Origin of the sequence: Specibacter sp. RAF43 (assembly GCF_052114065.1) — a bacterium.
GTDB lineage: Bacteria > Actinomycetota > Actinomycetes > Actinomycetales > Micrococcaceae > Specibacter.
Genome location: NZ_JBFREA010000028.1, coordinates 21,525 through 38,051, shown reverse-complemented (window position 1 = coordinate 38,051; position 16,527 = coordinate 21,525). Strand labels below are relative to the sequence as shown.

Annotated in this window: 13 protein-coding genes and 1 tRNA gene; 5 read left to right on the top strand and 9 right to left on the bottom strand. The window is 69.4% G+C overall.

The features are described from left to right. The 7 genes from AB4Y80_RS14715 to AB4Y80_RS14685 all read right to left on the bottom strand — a co-directional run. The coding region (locus AB4Y80_RS14715; protein WP_442215095.1) for a Rho termination factor N-terminal domain-containing protein at window positions 1-423 on the bottom strand (423 nt) is incomplete at its 3' end. 341 nt (window positions 424-764) lie between these two features. After that, window positions 765-1,778 carry a homoserine kinase gene (gene thrB / locus AB4Y80_RS14710; protein ID WP_442215094.1) on the bottom strand — a complete coding sequence of 338 codons (1,014 nt, stop codon included), beginning with the start codon at window positions 1,776-1,778 and terminating at the stop codon, window positions 765-767. Between the two features lie 33 nt (window positions 1,779-1,811). Further along, a complete protein-coding gene (thrC, locus tag AB4Y80_RS14705; RefSeq protein WP_442215093.1) occupies window positions 1,812-2,921 on the bottom strand; it encodes a threonine synthase in 1,110 nt (369 codons plus the stop codon). Beyond that, complete coding sequence (locus tag AB4Y80_RS14700; RefSeq protein WP_442215098.1) at window positions 2,921-4,276, bottom strand: homoserine dehydrogenase; 1,356 nt, start codon at window positions 4,274-4,276, stop codon at window positions 2,921-2,923. The genes thrC and AB4Y80_RS14700 overlap by 1 nt, the downstream gene beginning before the upstream one ends. Window positions 4,277-4,302: 26 nt before the next feature. After that, a complete protein-coding gene (gene lysA, locus AB4Y80_RS14695) occupies window positions 4,303-5,760 on the bottom strand; it encodes a diaminopimelate decarboxylase (protein WP_442215097.1) in 1,458 nt (485 codons plus the stop codon). 14 nt (window positions 5,761-5,774) lie between these two features. Then, complete coding sequence (gene argS, locus AB4Y80_RS14690; RefSeq protein ID WP_442215092.1) at window positions 5,775-7,427, bottom strand: arginine--tRNA ligase; 1,653 nt, start codon at window positions 7,425-7,427, stop codon at window positions 5,775-5,777. Between the two features lie 93 nt (window positions 7,428-7,520). Continuing rightward, the gene (locus AB4Y80_RS14685; protein ID WP_442215091.1) at window positions 7,521-8,774 is read right to left on the bottom strand and encodes an MFS transporter; all 1,254 of its coding nucleotides are present in this window, start codon (window positions 8,772-8,774) and stop codon (window positions 7,521-7,523) included. Between the two features lie 180 nt (window positions 8,775-8,954). Between AB4Y80_RS14685 and AB4Y80_RS14680 the strand changes: the two genes are divergently transcribed. The 5 genes from AB4Y80_RS14680 (at window position 8,955) to hrpA (ending at window position 14,664) form a co-directional block, all read left to right on the top strand. Then, window positions 8,955-9,027 (top strand) — tRNA-Arg (locus AB4Y80_RS14680). A gap of 142 nt (window positions 9,028-9,169) precedes the next feature. Further along, window positions 9,170-9,634 carry a carboxymuconolactone decarboxylase family protein gene (locus AB4Y80_RS14675; protein WP_442215096.1) on the top strand — a complete coding sequence of 155 codons (465 nt, stop codon included), beginning with the start codon at window positions 9,170-9,172 and terminating at the stop codon, window positions 9,632-9,634. Window positions 9,635-9,669: 35 nt separating this feature from the next. Beyond that, entirely contained in the window at window positions 9,670-10,035 is a 366-nt protein-coding gene (locus AB4Y80_RS14670; RefSeq protein WP_442215090.1) for a nuclear transport factor 2 family protein, read from the top strand. A 35-nt stretch (window positions 10,036-10,070) separates the two neighbouring features. Continuing rightward, a complete protein-coding gene (locus AB4Y80_RS14665; protein WP_442215089.1) occupies window positions 10,071-10,688 on the top strand; it encodes a class I SAM-dependent methyltransferase in 618 nt (205 codons plus the stop codon). A 52-nt stretch (window positions 10,689-10,740) separates the two neighbouring features. Then, window positions 10,741-14,664: an ATP-dependent RNA helicase HrpA gene (gene hrpA, locus AB4Y80_RS14660; RefSeq protein ID WP_442215088.1), complete on the top strand. Its 3,924-nt coding sequence runs from the start codon at window positions 10,741-10,743 to the stop codon at window positions 14,662-14,664. 10 nt (window positions 14,665-14,674) lie between these two features. Here the strand turns inward: hrpA and AB4Y80_RS14655 are convergent, their stop codons facing one another. Both AB4Y80_RS14655 and AB4Y80_RS14650 read right to left on the bottom strand, forming a co-directional pair. Continuing rightward, a complete protein-coding gene (locus tag AB4Y80_RS14655) occupies window positions 14,675-15,931 on the bottom strand; it encodes an MFS transporter (RefSeq protein ID WP_442215087.1) in 1,257 nt (418 codons plus the stop codon). After that, the gene (locus AB4Y80_RS14650; protein ID WP_442215086.1) at window positions 15,931-16,488 is read right to left on the bottom strand and encodes an ArsR/SmtB family transcription factor; all 558 of its coding nucleotides are present in this window, start codon (window positions 16,486-16,488) and stop codon (window positions 15,931-15,933) included. The genes AB4Y80_RS14655 and AB4Y80_RS14650 overlap by 1 nt, the downstream gene beginning before the upstream one ends. Window positions 16,489-16,527 lie beyond the last annotated feature (39 nt).

The window sequence follows — 16,527 nt, the reverse complement described above, 5'->3', positions numbered from 1 at the left end:
GCCGCGGGCCGGACGCTCGGTCGCGGCGGCCGTCTCGGCAGCGGCGGGCGCCTCGACGGCGGCGGGCACCGAGGGTGCCTCGGCCGGGGCGGCGGGGGCGTCTGCCGTGGCGCCGGCCTTGGCCCGAGAGGTGCGCTTGGCCGGGGCGGACGTCTCAGCCGCGGGGGCCTCGGGCGTGGTCTTGGCGGTGCGGACCGGACGGTCGGCCACCGAGGAACCCCGCTGGTGTGCGGAGATGGCGGCGACAAGGTCGCCCTTGCGCATTCTGGATCCGCCGGTGATGCCCAGTTGGCCGGCCAGCGCCTGCAATTGGGCCAGCTTCAATCCCGCCAGGCCGGCCGATTTGGCGGTGCCGGTGGATTGGGTGGTGCCGTTCAACTCAGCTGCTTTGGTGCCAGCGGCTGAAGTTACGATTTCTGTCACGAAGGATCCTTCCCCCTCGATGGCGGTCCCCTGTGAACAGGGCCGCGTTGATTAGTGTCAGGTGCGCCGTCGGCCGTTTGTGCAACGGGCGGAATCACCTGAGGTTCCAATTCATGCCGCACCGAACGGCCGGCGGAATTGGTGAGATGCTCCCCTTGAATCAATGCTTGCGTGATTAATTAGTGAAACGACCAGGCGGCTGCCGTGTGTCATTTCAACTCTTCGACGTGCAAGAAAGCACAGGCCGAAAGGGGGCATCGAGTTCAGAGACGTAAATTTCATGCCTCGTTTTTCATGCCTTGTGCAGGAAAGAGCCTTTTACTGGGCATGACCTAAGGCACTTATGAACCCGGATGCACTTCCACTTTAGCACCATCGGAGTCCACTTCGAGCCGCAAAACACGCCACTGCAGTGTTGATGATTCCTTTTCACCGTGGGCGAAACGTCCGGCGGTGATGAATTCCACCATCGCATCCGCTTCCCGGGGCCCGTTGGCCAGAGCCATCACCGTCGGCCCGGCGCCGGAAATGAAGGCCGCATGACCGGCCGCCCGCAGTGCCGCCACCAGCGCCGCGCTTTCGGGCATGGCCGCGGCACGGTAGTCCTGGTGCAGGTAGTCGCGGGTGCCGGCGGCCAGCAGTTCCGGCGCATCCTTGAGCGCATGGATCAGCAGCGCCGTGCGCCCGGAGTTCGCGGCCGCCTGGGCGTGCGGCACCACGGCCGGGAGCATGCCGCGGGCCATTTCGGTCTTCAGCTCCACATTGGGGATGGCCACCACGGGTATCACCGCGGATGACGGCGTCACCCTGGCGCTGGCGTAGGCCCCGTCTTCCTCCCACGAGACGGCCACCGCACCAAAGATGGCCGGGGCCACGTTGTCCGGGTGCCCCTCCATTTCCGAGGCAAGCTGGAGGACCCACTGCTTGTCCCGCTGGTCCGCCGGCTCCACCAGCGCGTTCGCGGCCACAATGGCGGCCACGATCGCCGAGGCGGAGGAGCCCAGTCCCCGGCCGTGCGGCAGGACGTTCTCGGCCGTGATCCGCAGGCCCCCGCGGCGGTAGCCCAGCCGGGCGAACGCCAGGTCCATGGCCCGGACCACCAGGTGCGAGGCGTCGCGGGGCAGCTCCTGGACGCCCTCCCCGCGCAGGTCAAACTCCAGCACCTCGGCGCCGCCGCCCGCCACGGTGCCGGCCGGTGCCAGCGTGGCCACGCGCAGCGTGTCGTAGAGGGAAACGGCCAGGCCGAGCGAGTCGAAGCCGGGGCCAAGGTTGGCGCTGGTGCCCGGCACCCGGACGGTGGCCGTGCGCCCACCGGCCGGGACCTTCAGGTCAGCGGCGGGACGGGGGGATGTCATGGTGTGGCCTGTCATGGAAGGTGCGCCGGTCCGTCAGGACGGCTCTGTCAGGCCGAGGGCCGAGGCGACGGTGACGACGTCGAACGCCACCGAGGTGGGCGCGACGGAGGCGCCGTCGGTATTCTTCAGGGCCCAGTCCGGGTCCTTCAGGCCGTGCCCGGTCACCGTGATGACGATCGTCTTGCCGGCGGGAACCTCACCCGCGGCATGCTTTTTGATCAGACCCGCGACGCCGGCGGCGGAGGCCGGCTCGACGAACACGCCCTCCTTGGCGGAGAGCCAGCGGTGCGCGGCCAGGATTTCCGCATCCGTGACGGAGTCGATCAGCCCGCCGGATTCGTCGCGGGCGGCGATGGCCAGGTCCCAGGAGGCCGGGTTGCCGATCCGGATGGCGGTGGCGATGGTGTCCGGCTCCGTGATGGGGTGTCCGGCCACGAACGGGGCGGCACCGGCGGCCTGGAAGCCCCACATGATGGGCGTCTTGGTGGAGACGGCCGCCAGCGTGCCGGCGGTGGCGGACTCGTATGGTGCCGCGTATTCCTTATAGCCCCTCCAGTAGGCGCTGATGTTGCCGGCGTTGCCCACGGGCAGCAGGTGGTAGTCGGGGGCGTCGCCCAGCGCGTCAACGACCTCAAACGCGCCGGTCTTCTGGCCCTCGATCCGGGCCGGGTTGACCGAGTTGACCAGGAACACCGGGTAGGAGTCGGCCAGCTTGCGGGCCACCTCCAGGCAGTTGTCGAAGTTGCCGTCGACCTGCAGGATCGTGGCGCCGTGGGCGACGGCCTGGCTGAGCTTGCCCATGGAAATCTTGCCCTCCGGCACCAGCACGGCGCAGGTCAGCCCGGCGGACTTGGCGTAGGCGGCGGCCGAGGCGGAGGTGTTGCCGGTGGAGGCGCACACCACGGCCCGGGCGCCGGCGGCGACGGCGGCCGTCATGGCCATGGTCATGCCGCGGTCCTTGAAGGAGCCGGTCGGGTTCATGCCCTCGACCTTCAGGTACACGGTGGAGCCGGTCAGCTCGGAGAGCTTGTGGGCGTGCACCAACGGGGTGCCGCCCTCCCCCAACGTGATGACCTTCGTTTCCGCCGTTACCGGCAAACGGTCTGCATATTCGCGGATGACCCCGCGCCACTGGTGAGCCATTAGACTCCCTCCACCCTCAGGACACTTGTTACGGAATTGATGACGTCCAGGCCCTTGATGGCCTCGACGGTTGCTGCCAGGGACGCCTCGGCGGCCCGGTGCGTGACAATGCGCAGCTCGGCGGTGCCGGGCCCGCCGTCGCCGGGTTCGCGGTGCACGGTTTGCCGCATGGTCTCAATCGAGACGCCGTGCCCGGCAAACAGTGCGGCGATCTTGGACAGCACCCCGGGCTGGTCCGCGGCGTCCAAACCGATGTAGTACCGGGTCTGGACGGCGTCGATGCCCAGCACCGGCACGACGCCGGTGGTCGTCTCGGTGCGGCCGGGCCCGCCCAGCACCATGCGGCGGGCGGCGGAGACGACGTCGCCCAGGACGGCGGAGGCGGTGGGCGTGCCCCCGGCCCCCTGGCCGTAGAACATGAGTTCGCCGGCGGATTCGGCCTCGATGAAGACGGCGTTGAAGGCCCCGTGCACGGCGGCCAGCGGGTGTTCGCGGGGCAGCAGGGTCGGGTGGACCCGCACGCTCACCCCGGCGGCGCCCTCACGCCCGGGGACGGCGAGCTTTTCGGCGATGGCGAGCAGCTTGATCACATAGCCGGCCTCCTTAGCCGCGGCGATGTCATCGGCCGTGACGGCCGTGATGCCCTGGCAGTGGACGTCCTCCAGCGCAAACCGGGTGTGGAACGCCAGCGAGGCCAGGATGGCGCCCTTGGCGGCGGCGTCGTGACCCTCGATGTCCGCGGTGGGGTCGGCCTCCGCATAGCCCAGGCGGGTGGCCTCGGCCAGGGCGTCGGCGAACTGGGCGCCGGTGGTATCCATCTGGTCCAGGATGAAGTTGGTGGTGCCGTTCACGATCCCCATGACCCGGGTGATCTTGTCCCCGGACAGGGAGTCGGTGATGGGGCGCAGGATCGGGATGGCCCCGGCCACGGCGGCCTCGTAGGAGAGCTCGACGCCGGCCGCGTCGGCCTTCTCGTACAGGCTGGGTCCGTCCACGGCCAGCAGCGCCTTGTTGCCGGTGACCACGGTGGCGCCGTGCTCGATGGCCTCCAGGATCAGCGTCCGGGCCGGTTCGATGCCGCCCATAAGCTCGATGACCACATCCGCGCCGCGGACCAGGGCGGAGGCGTCGGTGGTGAACAGCGCCCGCGGCAGCTCGACGTCGCGGGGGGCGTCAATGTTGCGCACGGCGATGCCGGTCAGTTCCAGCCGGGCCCCGGTGCGGGCGGCCAGCGCGTCGGCGTCCTGGAGCAGGATCCGGGCCACCTGGGCGCCGACGTTTCCGGCGCCCAGCAGCGCCACCTTCAAGGTCTTGGTGAGGGCKGGCGCCGGTTCGCTTGGGACGGCGGAGTCCACGGTGGTGTTGCGTTGAGTCAAAATGGTTAGGCCCCTAAGTCGCGTGCCAGCAGGTCGTCTTCTGTTTCGCCCCGCACGATCAAGCGTGCGGCGCCGTCCGAGACGGCGACCACGGGCGGCCGGGGCACGTAGTTGTAGTTGCTGGCCAGGGCCCAGCAGTACGCGCCCGTTCCGGGAACTGCGAGCAGGTCCCCGGCCGCCACGTCGTTGGGCAGATATACATCTCTAACAACAATGTCCCCGCTCTCGCAATGTTTGCCCACCACTCGGGACAGCGCGGGGGCCGCCGCCGAGGCGCGGTTGGCCAGCACGGCCGAGTAGTCGGCGTCGTAGAGCACCGGGCGGGCGTTGTCGCTCATGCCCCCGTCCACGGAGACGTACCGGCGCGGCGCCGTCGCGCCGTCCCCGCCGGCCACCTCGACCTGCACGGTTTTCAGGGTGCCGGTCTCATACAGGGTGAACGTGGAGGAACCCACGATCGCCCGGCCCGGCTCGATGGAGATCCGCGGGGCGTCCATGTTCAGTGCCGTGCAGGTTTCGCGCACGACGGCGGCCATCGCCCGGGCGATCTCGGCCGCCGGGCGCGGGGCGTCCGCGGCCGTGTAGGCGATGCCGTAGCCGCCGCCAAGGTCCAGTTCCGGGAGGGTGAGCCCGTACTTGTCCTGGATGTGGTGGGTGTACTCCAACAGCTTGCGGGCCGCGATTTCAAAGCCTTCGGGCTCAAAGATTTGCGAGCCGATGTGGGCGTGGAAGCCGAGGAAGTTGATGCTGTCCGCCTCGACGGCCAGCTTGGCGGCTGCCTCCGCGGCGCTCAGGCCGTCCGCTTCGGTGCCTGCGTCGGGGGAGATCATGGACAGGCCGAATTTTTGGTCCTCGTGCGCGGTGGCGATGAACTCGTGGGTGTGGGCGTGCACGCCGGGGGTCAGGCGCAGCATGACGTTGGCCTTCACTCCCCGCACGGCCGCCAGCTCGGCCACCCGGTGCAGCTCGTGCAGGCTGTCCACCACGATCCGGCCCACGCCCAGGTCCAGGGCCCGGTTGATCTCGGCATCGGATTTGTTGTTCCCGTGCAGGCTGAGCTTGTCCCCGCCCAGTCCGGCGCGCGCGGCGACGGCCAGTTCGCCGCCGGAGCACGTGTCCAGGCGCAGGCCCTCGGAGTCCACCCAGCGGGCCACTTCGGTGCACAGGAACGACTTCCCGGCGTAGTAGACGTCCACGCCGCCGCCAAGGTCCGCGAACGCGTCGTCGAAGGCGTCCTTGAGCGCCCGGGCGCGGGCGCGGAAGTCACCCTCGCTGAGCACATACAGGGGCGTGCCAAAGCGCTCCTTGAGCTCGCGGACCGGCACGCCGGAGACGGTCAGCTCGCCGCCTTTGCCGCGTTCGACGTCGTTCGCCCACAGGGGGGCGTGCAGCGCATTGAGGTCGCCGGCGGCGGGCAGCCACGCGGGGGCCAGCACCGAACCGGCGAGCCGTGACGACTCCATTGCTTCAGTCACCCTTACATCCGTTCCGGGGCGGAGACGCCCAGCAGGGCCAGGCCGTTGGCGAGCACCTGGCCCACGGCGTCGTTGAGCCACAGCCGGGTGCGGTTCGTGTCGGTGATCGCTTCCTCGCCCATGGGGGTGACCCGGCAGTTGTCGTACCAGCGGTGGTAGGCACCGGCGATGACCTCCAGGTGGCGGGCCACGCGGTGCGGTTCACGGAACGCTGCGGCCTGGCTGAGCACGCCCGGGTACTGGCCCAAGACGGCCAGCAGCTCGGATTCGGTGGCGTGGGTGAGCGCGGCGGCGTCGAACACGGTGCGCTCCACCCCGGCGGCCGCGGCGTTGCGGCCCACGGCGCGGGTGCGGGCGTGGGCGTACTGGACGTAGAACACCGGGTTCTCGTTGGAGCGCTTGGTCAGCACGTCCAGGTCGATGTCGATGTTCGAATCGGAAGAGAAGCGGGCCAGCGAGTAGCGGGCGGCATCCGTGCCGACCACCTCCACGAGGTCCTCCATGGTGACCACGGTGCCGGCGCGCTTGGACATGCGCACGGGGACGCCGTCCTGGACCAGGTTCACCATCTGGCCGATGAGTACCTCGACCCGGTCGGCGTCGTCGCCCATGGCGGCCGCGGCGGCCTTCAGCCGGGCCACGTAGCCGTGGTGGTCGGCGCCGAGCATGTAGATGCACAGGTCAAAGCCGCGCTCGCGCTTGTTCTTGAAGTACGCGATGTCACCGGCGATGTAGGCGGCGTTGCCGTCGGACTTGATGACCACCCGGTCCTTGTCGTCGCCGAACGCGGTGGAATTCAGCCACCACGCACCGTCCTTGGCATAGAGGTTCCCCGAGCCCTTGAGCTGCTCCAGGAGCTTCTCCACGGCGCCGTCCTCAAAGAGCGAGTTCTCGTGGAAGTACACGTCAAAGTCGACGCCGAACTCGTGCAGGGATTCGCGGATGGAGGCGAACATGAGCTCCACGCCGCGGGCGCGGAATTCCTCCTGCGGGTCCCCGCCGGCCAGGATGTCCGGGCTGGCCGCGGTGATCGCGGCGGCGATCTCCTCGATGTAGGCTCCGCCGTAGCCGTCTTCCGGAGCGGGCTCCCCCTGGGCGCTGGCCAGCAGCGAGCGGGCAAAGCGGTCGATCTGGTTGCCGTGGTCGTTGAAGTAGTACTCGCGGGTGACATCCGCGCCCTGCGCCTGGAAGATGCGGGCCAGGGAGTCCCCCACGGCCGCCCAGCGGGTGCCGCCGAGGTGGATGGGGCCGGTGGGGTTGGCGGAGACGAATTCCAAGTTGATCCGGGTTCCGGCCATGCTTTGGTTGACGCCGAAACCGGTGCCGGCCTCCACGATGGCCTTGGCGAGCTCGCCGGCGGCGGCCGCGTCCAGGATGATGTTCAGGAAGCCGGGGCCGGCGATGTCCACCTTGGCCACGCCGGGAATTTGCTCCAGGCGGGTGCGCAGGGCCTCGGCAATCTTTCGCGGCGGCACCCCGGCCGGCTTGGCCAGCTGCAAGGCGATGCTGGTGGCCCAGTCGCCGTGCTCGCGGCTCTTGGGCCGCTCGACCCGGACCTCCGTGGGCAGCGCCTCGGCGGGAACGGTGAGTTCACCGGCTTCGACGGCGTCCTTGAGGGAGGTGGTAATGGCGGCGGAAAGTTCTTCAGGGGTCACCGTCCAAGTGTACGGTTGCGCCCCCATCCTCCCCCAATCCGCCCATATTGTGGCCCACCCCGTGGTTGGGCGGCAGGGGCGCGACGGCGGGGCTCACCTGCGGAAGTCGTCCTCCAACATCCTGGGCCGGCAGATGATGTACGCGCCGGCGCCCAGCAGCAGCAGCGTTGCGAACAGGAAGATGAACGGCGCGTTCCACGAGCCGGTCCACTGCCGCAGCAGGCCGAAAAGCAGCGGTCCGGAGCAGGCAAACGTGTAGCCCATGCCCTGCCCGAAGCCGGAGAGGGCGCCGGCGCCGCGCTGCGTGCGGGTGCGGTGGTTGATCAGCAGCAGTGACAGCGGGAACGTGGCCGGGCCGGTGCCCGCCAGCGACACCCACAGCCAGGTGCCGTTGGCCGGGGACAGCAGCAGGCCCAAGTAGCCGGCCACGAAGCAGCCCAGCAGGACCAGCACCACGGGGAACGGATTGCGCATCCTGGCCGCAACCAGCGGGATGAGCAGGCTCAGCGGCAGCCCCAGCGCGGCGAAGAGGGCCAGCATGGAGCCGGCCTGGCCCCGGTCCAGCCCCGCCTGGACGAGGATCGAGGGCAGCCAGGCGAACAGCGCGTACGTGTTCAGCGACGTGCAGCCGAACATGAAGGTCAGCCCCCAGGCGGTTGGTGAGCGCCATAGGTTCATGACCGGGGCCCCGGCCTCCCGGGGCGTCGAGTGAACCACCAGCTTCGGGGCCGGGGAGGAAACGGGAGGCGGGGCGGGCGCCGGGGCGGGGTCCGCCGTGGTGCCCCTGCCGCCGGCGAGGGCGCCCAGCCACGGCAGCGCGGCAATGACGCTGATGCCGGCCCAGGAGGCGAGGGAGAGCTGCCAGCTGGTGGCGTCGGCCAAGGGGACGGCCAGCTGGGCGGGCAGGGCCGTGCCGACGCTCATGACCGTGACATACAGGGCCGTCATGAGCCCGATCCTGGTGGGGAAGTATTTCTTGACCAGCGGCGGCAGCAGCACGTTGCCGGCGCCGAGGCCGCCGAAGGCGAGCACGGAAAAGATCAAGAACAGCGGCGTATTCGGCGCCAGGACGCGGGCAACCTGGCCGACGGCACCGACGACGATGGAGATGACAATCAGCCGTTCCAGCGACGCCCAGCGGATCACGTAGGGGGTGAGGAAGCCGAACAGGCCGAATGCGGCGGTGGGCAGCATGCCCAGGATGCCGATCGTGGTCTCGTTGAGCGGCAGGCTGTGGTTGATGGTGGAGATCAGCGGCGGCACGACGGTGACGGCGGCGCGCAGGGACAGGGCGGTGATGAGGATTCCGGCGGCGATCAGCCAGGCGGGATGGGACTGTCTGTTCACCGTTGGGGCACCATGGCCCCCACGTTACCGGGCGGTTGGCCCCCGGGCCGGCGGACGCTGCCGGCGCGGCCAATGATTTCCGCCACGGCCGGTGCAGGGGCGCCGGGCCGCCGGGTTTACCGTGCGCGCCCCGTACCTGATAAGCTCTTTGACGTTCCCTTCGGCAACCCCGGTTGCCGCGCCCTCGTAGCTCAGGGGATAGAGCGGTTGCCTCCGGAGCAACAGGCCGTAGGTTCGAATCCTATCGAGGGCACGTTTGGTGGAACCAGGAAAGGCCCGCAAATCATTTCGATTTGCGGGCCTTTCGTGCGTGTGTGCGGGGCCACATTGCGGCCGCGGCCCGCCGGTGGGAGGCTGAAAAGGTCCATTAGTCCTCTACGGAAAGCACAGTGACCATGTCCTCCGAGCAGCGCATGAACATCTACGAGGTCGATCCCCAGGCCTACCAGCCCATGTTTGCCATGGAAAAATACATCCATGCCGGCGGGCTGGGCGAGGACCTGCTGGCGCTGGTGAAGATCCGGGCGTCGCAGCTCAACGGCTGCGCCTATTGCCTGGACATGCACGGGCGCGAGGCCCGGAACGCCGGCGTGGACGACCGGCGCCTGGACGTGCTGGCCGGCTGGCGGGAGGCTGCCGGGCTGTATTCGGACCGGGAGCAGGCGGCGATCGCGCTCACCGAGTCCATGACCCTGATCAGCGACGGCGGCGTGTCCGACGCCGTCTGGGCGCGGGTGAACCAGGCATTCACACAGGCCGAGACCGCGGCGTTGATCATGGCCATCTGCGCCATCAACGTCTGGAACCGCATGGCCGTCACCACCCACCAGGCGCTGCCCGAAGTGTCCGCCGCCGTATAGTCCCCGTATCGTCCCCCTGTAGTTGGAGCCCTCAGATGAGCGTCAATAAGCTCACGGTTGAAAAGTACCTCGACGGCTTCAACAAGTCCGACCACGCCCAAATCCTCTCCTGCCTCAGCGATGACATTGAATGGACCGTGTTTGGCGCCTTCCGCCTTCGCGGCTTGGCCGCCTATGACGCCGAGATTGAAAACCCCGCCTTCACCGGCAGCCCCACGGTGACAATCGTGCGCCTGGTGGAGGAGGATGACGTGGTCATGGCCGAACTCTCCATCCAGGCCACCCGGGCCACCGGGGAGATCATGCATGCCGTGGCCGGGGAGGTATTCGTCATGCGGGATGGGCTGATCACCGAACGCCGCGCCTATCTGGTGCAGCTGGCGGAAAACGACTACAAATGACGCGCCGGCCATTGACCACACCATAGGAAGTGACCATGACACCACAATTTGACGAGACGTACTGGAATGAGCGCTACGGCGAGGGCGCGGCGGTGTGGAGCGGGCACCCGAACCCGCAGCTGGTGGCCGAGGCCTCCACCCTGCCCCCGGGCACCGCGTTGGATGCCGGCTGCGGCGAGGGGGCCGACGCCGCATGGCTGGCCGGGCAGGGCTGGCAGGTGACCGGCGTCGACTTTTCCCAGGTTGCGCTGGACCGGGCCGCCGCCCATGTGGGGGACGACGCCGTGTCCGGGCGGATCACGTGGGCCCGCCACGACCTGGTGTCGTGGACGCCCCCGAGGGCCGCCTTCGATCTGGTGTCCGCCCAGTACATGCACCTGCCCCGGGCCGAACGGGAACCGCTGTTTGCCCGGCTGGCCGACGCGGTGGCGCCGGGCGGGACCCTGCTGCTGGTGGGGCACGCGGGGTCGGACCTGCATTTTGCGGCCAGGTTGCACCAGCACCCGGACCTATCCTTCACCCCCGAAGAGGTTGCCGCGACGCTGGAGCCTTCGAGGTGGCGGGTGCTGGTCGCCGAGTCGCGGCCGCGCCCCGGCACCGGCCGCGGACAGGACACCATCCAAGACACCGTGCTCCGGGCCGTGCGCACGTAGCCCCCGGCCCCCGAGGCGCCCCGGGGCAACTGCGCATAAACTGGGTGGCACCATGACTTTGACTATCACCTACCCCGCCGCGCTGCCGGTCTCGGAGCGACGGGAGGACCTCATGGCCGCCATCGCCGCCAACCAGGTCACCATCATCGCCGGCGAGACCGGGTCCGGAAAAACCACCCAGATCCCGAAAATGTGCGTGGAGCTGGGCCTGGCGGAAAAGGGCCTGATCGGCCACACCCAGCCGCGCCGCCTCGCCGCGCGCACCGTCGCCGAGCGCATCGCCAGCGAGCTCGACGTCGAAATCGGTGCCGAGGTCGGTTTTCAGGTCCGCTTCACCGGGCACGTCGGTCCGCAAACCAAGATCAAGCTCATGACCGACGGCATCCTGCTGGCGGAAATCCAGCGCGACCGCCTGCTGCGCAAATACTCCGTGATCATCATCGACGAGGCCCACGAGCGTTCCCTGAACATCGACTTCATCCTCGGCTACCTGCGCCAGATCCTGCCCAAGCGCCCGGACCTGAAGATCATCATCACCTCGGCCACGATCGACCCCGAGCGCTTCGCCGCGCATTTTGCCTCCGCCGCCGGCCCCGCGCCCATCATGGAGGTTTCCGGGCGCACCTTCCCCGTGGAAATCCGCTACCGCCCGCTCTCCGGCCCGGCGACCGGGGAGGACGACGACGACTCCGGGCCCGGCGCCGACCCCCACCTGGACGGCGGCAACAGCGCGGAGGACAGGGATCCGCTGGACGCGGTCTGCGACGCCGTGGACGAATTGTCCAAGGAGGCCCCCGGGGACATCCTCATCTTCTTCTCCGGGGAGCGGGAAATCCGCGACGCCGCCGACGCCCTGCACGGGCGGGTCAAGACGAATCCGCGGCTGCGCGACGCCGAGATCCTCCCCCTGTTCGCCCGGCTCTCCCTGGCCGAGCAGCACGCCGTGTTCACGCCCGGCTCCCGCCGGCGGATCGTGCTGGCCACCAACGTCGCCGAGACCTCGCTGACCGTGCCCGGCATCAAGTACGTCATTGACCCCGGCACGGCGCGCATCTCCCGCTACTCGCACCGGACCAAGGTCCAGCGGCTGCCCATCGAGCGGGTTTCCCAGGCCTCGGCCAACCAGCGCTCGGGCCGGTGCGGGCGTGTCTCGAACGGCATCTGCATCCGGCTGTATTCCGAGGAGGACTTCAACGCCCGCAGCGAGTACACCGACCCGGAGATCCTGCGCACCAACCTGGCCGCCGTCATCCTCCAAATGACGGCCATGGGGGTGGCGAAGGGGCCCCAGGACGTGGAGAAATTCCCGTTCGTCCAGCCCCCGGACTCCCGGGCGATCAGCGACGGCGTCAACCTGCTGCGCGAGCTCGGCGCCCTGAGCGCCGAGGGCGCCATCACCGGCGTCGGCCGCCAGCTCTCCGGGCTCCCGGTGGATCCGCGGCTGGGACGGATGATCGTCGAGGCCGCCAAGCGCGGCGTGGCCCGGGAGGTCATGGTGCTGGCGGCGGCGCTGACCATCCAGGACCCGCGCGAGCGCCCCCAGGAAGGCTCCGGCAAACAGCAGCTCGCCGCCGAGAAGCACAAGCGCTTCGTCGACGCGAACTCCGACTTCACCGGGTTCCTGAACCTGTGGAGGTATGTCAAGGACAAGCAGAAGGAGCTCTCCTCCAGCGCGTTCCGGCGCCTGTGCAAGGCCGAGTTCATCAACTACCTGCGGGTGCGCGAGTGGCAGGACCTGTTCACGCAGCTGCGGCAAATGGCCAAGTCGCAGGGCATCGTGCTCGAGCCCGGCGGCGTGGACCCGGTGACCAACCACGACGCCATCCACATGAGCCTGCTGACCGGGCTCCTGAGCCACATCGGCCTCTACGACCAGCGGAAACGCGACTACGCCGGCGCGCGCGGGACCCGGTTCATGGTGTTCCCGGGCTCGGCCCTGTTCAAGAAGTCGCCCGACTGGGTCATGGCCGCCGAGCTCGTGGAGACGTCCCGCCTCTGGGCGCGCGTCGCCGCCAAGATCGACCCGCTGTGGGTCGAGCAGGTGGCCCCGGACCTGGTGAAGCGCTCCTACAGCGAGCCGCACTGGTCCAAGAGCATGGGCTCGGTCATGGCCCACGAGAAGGTCACCCTCTACGGGGTGCCGATCGTCCCGGACCGGCGCATCCACTACGGACGCATCGACCCGGAGCTCAGCCGTGAGCTCTTCATCCGGCACGCCCTCGTGGAGGGTGACTGGCGCACGCACCACAAGTTCTTCCACCGCAACCAGGCCCTGCTGGCCGAGGTGGAGGAAATGGAAACGCGCATGCGCCGCCGCGACCTGCGCGTGGACGACGAGACGCTCTTCGAGTTCTACGACGAGCGCGTCGGCGCCGAGGTGGTCTCCGAGCGGCACTTCGACAAGTGGTGGAAGGGCGCCCGGCACGATAATCCGACGCTGCTGGACTTTGACGCCCACGTCGTCATGGCCGAGGAGGCCGGGCTCGACGAGGCCGCGTTCCCGAAGCTGTGGACCCAGGGCGAGTTTGAGCTGCCGCTGTCCTACGAGTTCCACCCCACCGCACCCGGGGCCGCACCCAACCCCTCGGACGGCGTGACCGTCCAGGTGCCGCTGCTGTTCCTGAACCAACTGCACGAGCCCGCGTTCCGGTGGCAAATTCCCGGGCTGCGGGCCGAACTGGTCACCGCCTTGATCAAGTCGCTGCCCAAGGCCGTGCGGAAGAACTTCATCCCGGCCCCGGATGTGGCCCGGTCGGCCGCCGCCGCGCTGGCCTCCGACTTTGACCCGGCCGTGGACGCGCTGGAACCCTCCCTCGAGCTGGCGCTGCGCCGGCTGAAGGGGCACGTCATCCCGCCGGGCTCGTGGAACTGGGACGCTGTGCCCCAGCACCTGCGCATGACGTTCCAGGTGGTGGAGCGAAACGGCGGCATCCTGGACGAGGGCCAGGACCTGGCCAAATTGCAGGAGCAGCTGGCCCCGGCCACGCGCCGGGCCATTGCCGAGTCGCTGGGCGCCACGCCGAAAACGGTGGCCCGCCCCGGCGGCGCCCAGCCCCCGCAACCCCGTTCCGGGGCCCTCGGGGCCGGGGGCCCAACCATCGACGGCATCCAGGAACGTTCCGGCCTGACCTCGTGGACGGTCGGCACGCTCCCCCGCGAGGTCAGGCGCCTGGTGGCCGGCCACACCGTCACCGGCTACCCGGCGCTCGTGGACGAGGGCACCACGGCCGGCATCCGCGTCTTCCAGCGCCCGGACGTCCAGTCCGCGGCCATGCGCGCCGGCGTCATCCGCCTCCTGGCGCTGCGCGTGCCCTCCCCGGACCGCTACGTGCTGGACCACCTGAGCAACAAGGAAAAGCTGACGTTCAGCCAGAACCCGCACGGCAGCGTCACGGACCTGATCGCCGACTGCACGCTGGCCACCATCGACAAGCTCACCCCCGAGGCCCTGCCGTGGACCGAGCCGGACTTCAATGCCCTGTATGAAGTAGTCAGGGCCGAACTAATTGACACCGTGTTCTCCGTGACCGCCGTCGTCGAGCGCGTCCTGGCCGCCAACCTGCGCATCCGCAAGCAGCTGGGCGCCACCACCAGCCTGCCGCTGATCGGCGCCCTGAACGACGTCAAGGCGCAGCTGGAGCTCCTGGTGTACCCGGGGTTCGTGGCGAAGACCGGGTTCGCCCAGCTCAGCCAGCTGCCGCGCTACCTGGCCGCCATTGAGCGCCGGCTGGAGAAGCTGCCGTCGAACGTGGCCCGGGACGGGCAATCGATGGCCGCCGTCCAGCGGCTGGAGGACGAATACGACGACGCCGCGGCGGCCCTGGTGCCCGGGCAACGGTCCGCCGCCGGGCTCGAGCACGTGCGGTGGATGATCGAGGAGCTGCGGGTCAGCCTGTTCGCCGTGGAATTGGGCACGGCGTATTCGGTGTCCGAGAAGCGGATCCGGGTGGCGCTGGCGAAGGCGATGGCCGCGTAGGTCAAGCGGATCAGGTGCCCGACGCTGCCGCCGGCTCGACCGCCGGCTCTGCCGTGGCACCGGCCGGCTTGGCCTTGACCAGGAACAGCGGGGCAGCCAGCCCCAGCACGATCCCGGCCACGACAAGCGCCAAACCGGTGGAGGCGCCGGTGGCGAGCAGGCCCAGGACGACGGCGCCGAGGGAGCCCGCGGGCTGGAGCACCATGGAGGCGAGGGAGAGGACCGTGGCCCGGTGGCCGCCGTCGACCTCGCCATGGAGCATGGTTTCATAGACGGCCCCGAAGGCGCTGTGCACTGCGTACGTCGCGCAGAACGCCGCAATCAGCCCCAGCGGCCCGGCCGCCAGGCCCATGACGACCACCGTGGCACCCTGGATGGCCACCAGTGCCACGGCGACCGCCGGCAGGCTCCACCGGCGCAGCAACAGGGGAACCGCGGCGGCCCCCGCGGCCGAGATGCCCCACGCCGCGGCCGACACCGGGCCCATCATCGTCCCGGCAAGGTCGGCACGGCCCAGGAGTTCGGCCAGCCGGATGGGCATGAACTGTTCAAAGCCAACCATGCCGAATCCCAGGAACAGCCCCACGGCCAGCAGGGCACGCAGCACCCGGTTTCCGGCGACGATCCGGGCCCCGTCCACGATATTCCGCGGTGTCTGGCGCAGCGAGGCCAGCAGTCGTCCCGCCCTGGCGTCGCGGTCCTCCCGCATCAGCAACAGGGTCGCGGTGATCTGGACCAGCGTCAGGGCTGCGGCCGCCAGGAAGGGCGTGGCCAGCGCGTCAAGGGCGGCGATGGGATGCCACGCCACCAGGCCCCCGCCGGCGACGGCGCCGAGCGCAAGCGACAGGCCGACCACGGTGCCGGCCCCCGAGATGCCGGCCGCCACCGTCTCGCGCCCGCCGGCGGCGATGGTTTCATCGACGTACCAGGCGTTGAGGGGTCCGCTGTCGAGGGCCCGGAACACCCCGGCCAGCGCGGACGCCGCCATGAACCAGCCCAGGCTGTCCGCGAACGCGAACATGCCGTACGAGGCCAGCGCGAACACGGCCGACGCGACCACAGGCGACTTCCGGCCCAAGGAATCGGCGAAACCGCCGGTCGGCAATTCCAGCAGCAGCACCACGATTCCCTGGACGGCCACCACCGCGCCAAGTTCGGCAATGCTCAAGCCCCGGTCAAGGGGCAGGAGCGCATACACGGGAAGGAGCAGGCCAGTGGACAGCCAGCGCAGGCCGGTCAGGAGCCAAAACCGGTGCCGCAGGGTCATCACGGCTTCTTCGGCAGGGCCAGCAGGTGCCAGGCCACGGCCATGGCCTGCGCATCGTCGGATTCACGGGCGCGGAAACTCTCCAGCAGCTCCTCCAGGCCCGCCAGCAGCTCCGCGGCGTCTGCTGGGGTGAGCCGGAGCAGGTAGTCGTTCACGCCGAGGGTGCCCTGCCACTGCCTGCCGAAGTCCCCGCGCAGGTATTCCTCCACGTTGCCCATCAGGTAGTCAACGCTGTAGCCGATCGTTGAGCGCATCAGCGCCCGCCCCGTCTCATCGTCGAGGAACTTCTCGGTCTGGAAGTTCGTCTGCGTGTGCAGCGCCCGCCACCGGCGTTCCCGCCGGGATTGCTGCCCTTCATCGTCACCGACGAATCCGTAACGCTCGAGCTGGCGCAGGTGGTACGACGTGGACCCGCTGGACTCCCCCAGCCGGCGGCCCAGCTCGGACGCCGTGGCGGGGCCGTGCTCGCGCAGGGCGCCGAGCAGCTTCATGCGCAGCGGACTGGCGATCGCCTTGAGGGTATCCAGCTCGGCTACGACTTTTTCCGACTTGTCCATGGCACCCAGAATAGACCGCAAAGCTTTCTTTGCAAAGAG

What these genes read in the sequence shown, in the direction of transcription:
- AB4Y80_RS14650 (WP_442215086.1), bottom strand. Translation starts at nt 16,488, where the DNA reads ATGGACAAGTCGGAAAAAGTCGTAGCCGAGCTGGATACCCTCAAGGCG.
- AB4Y80_RS14670 (WP_442215090.1), top strand. Translation starts at nt 9,670, where the DNA reads ATGAGCGTCAATAAGCTCACGGTTGAAAAGTACCTCGACGGCTTCAAC.
- AB4Y80_RS14665 (WP_442215089.1), top strand. Translation starts at nt 10,071, where the DNA reads ATGACACCACAATTTGACGAGACGTACTGGAATGAGCGCTACGGCGAG.
- thrC (WP_442215093.1), bottom strand. Translation starts at nt 2,921, where the DNA reads ATGGCTCACCAGTGGCGCGGGGTCATCCGCGAATATGCAGACCGTTTG.
- thrB (WP_442215094.1), bottom strand. Translation starts at nt 1,778, where the DNA reads ATGACATCCCCCCGTCCCGCCGCTGACCTGAAGGTCCCGGCCGGTGGG.
- AB4Y80_RS14675 (WP_442215096.1), top strand. Translation starts at nt 9,170, where the DNA reads ATGTCCTCCGAGCAGCGCATGAACATCTACGAGGTCGATCCCCAGGCC.
- hrpA (WP_442215088.1), top strand. Translation starts at nt 10,741, where the DNA reads ATGACTTTGACTATCACCTACCCCGCCGCGCTGCCGGTCTCGGAGCGA.
- AB4Y80_RS14655 (WP_442215087.1), bottom strand. Translation starts at nt 15,931, where the DNA reads ATGACCCTGCGGCACCGGTTTTGGCTCCTGACCGGCCTGCGCTGGCTG.
- lysA (WP_442215097.1), bottom strand. Translation starts at nt 5,760, where the DNA reads ATGGAGTCGTCACGGCTCGCCGGTTCGGTGCTGGCCCCCGCGTGGCTG.